Genomic DNA, 1055 nt, shown 5'->3' with positions numbered 1-1055 from the left:
CCTCAAAATAACATCCGCCCAACTGGTGACGACATCAAGCAAGGCGATATCGTATTAGCAAAAGGCGCGCGCCTAACACCACGCGATATTCCAATGATTGCTTCTCTTGGCGTAAGCCATGTCACTGTTGTACGTAAACCGAAGGTGGCGTTTTTCTCGACAGGTGATGAACTTAAACCATTAGGTGAGCCACTCGAAGCAGGTCAAATCTACGACAGCAACCGTTACGGTATTAAACCACTTATCGAAAACTTTGGTTGTGAAGCGATTGATCTTGGCATTATCCCTGACTGCCCAGAAACATTAAAAGCGACGTTTGAAAAAGCACAAACGCTCGCGGATGTGGTTGTCACCTCTGGCGGCGTCAGTGTTGGCGAAGCAGACTACACCAAGGACATTCTAGAACAACTTGGAGAAATCGGTTTTTGGAAACTGGCAATCAAGCCGGGTAAACCTTTCGCATTTGGTAAGTTAAGTACAGCTTGGTTCTGCGGTCTACCAGGTAACCCTGTATCTGCTGTGCTAACCATGTACGTACTTGTTCAGCCAATGTTGGCGAAATTAGCTGGCCATACTGAATGGAAAGCTCCTGAGTCTATCCCTGCTACGACAAAAACTGCATTTAAGAAAGCGCCGGGCCGCACGGACTACCAACGTGGCATCTACACGCTAGAAGATGGCAAATTTTTCGTTGAAACCACTGGCAACCAAAGTTCTGGTGCCTTCCGCTCAATGAGTTTGGCAAACTGCTTTGTGGTGTTGGAACGTGAGCGTGGCCGCGTGGAAGTTGGCGAAACGGTTCAAATCCAACTGTTTAACTCAACGTTATACTAGGAACGTGCCGTGGATATTCTTTCCGATCAGGAGATGCTGCGCTATAACCGCCAGATCATTCTTCGCCAGTTCGATTTCGAAGGGCAAGAAGCGCTCAAACAAAGCTCCGTGCTTATTTTAGGTGCGGGCGGTTTAGGCTGTGCTTCTAGTCAATACCTCGCCACAGCAGGTGTCGGCCGTATTACGCTCATCGATGACGACATTGTAGAGCTCTCTAATTT

2 protein-coding genes are annotated in these 1055 nt (G+C 48.1%); both read left to right on the top strand.

Going from position 1 to position 1055, the window contains the following annotated elements:
• The coding region (locus tag R7Q38_RS24740; protein ID WP_318114714.1) for a molybdenum cofactor synthesis domain-containing protein at positions 1-834 on the top strand (834 nt) is incomplete at its 5' end.
• Between the two features lie 9 nt (positions 835-843).
• The coding region (locus tag R7Q38_RS24735) for a ThiF family adenylyltransferase (RefSeq protein WP_318114713.1) at positions 844-1055 on the top strand (212 nt) is incomplete at its 3' end.

The sequence above is a fragment of the Vibrio sp. Vb0598 genome, assembly GCF_033338935.1.
In the GTDB taxonomy this organism is placed as follows: domain Bacteria; phylum Pseudomonadota; class Gammaproteobacteria; order Enterobacterales; family Vibrionaceae; genus Vibrio; species Vibrio alginolyticus.
The sequence above is the reverse complement of the archived record's forward strand: the minus strand, read 5'-3'. Positions and strand labels throughout refer to the sequence as shown.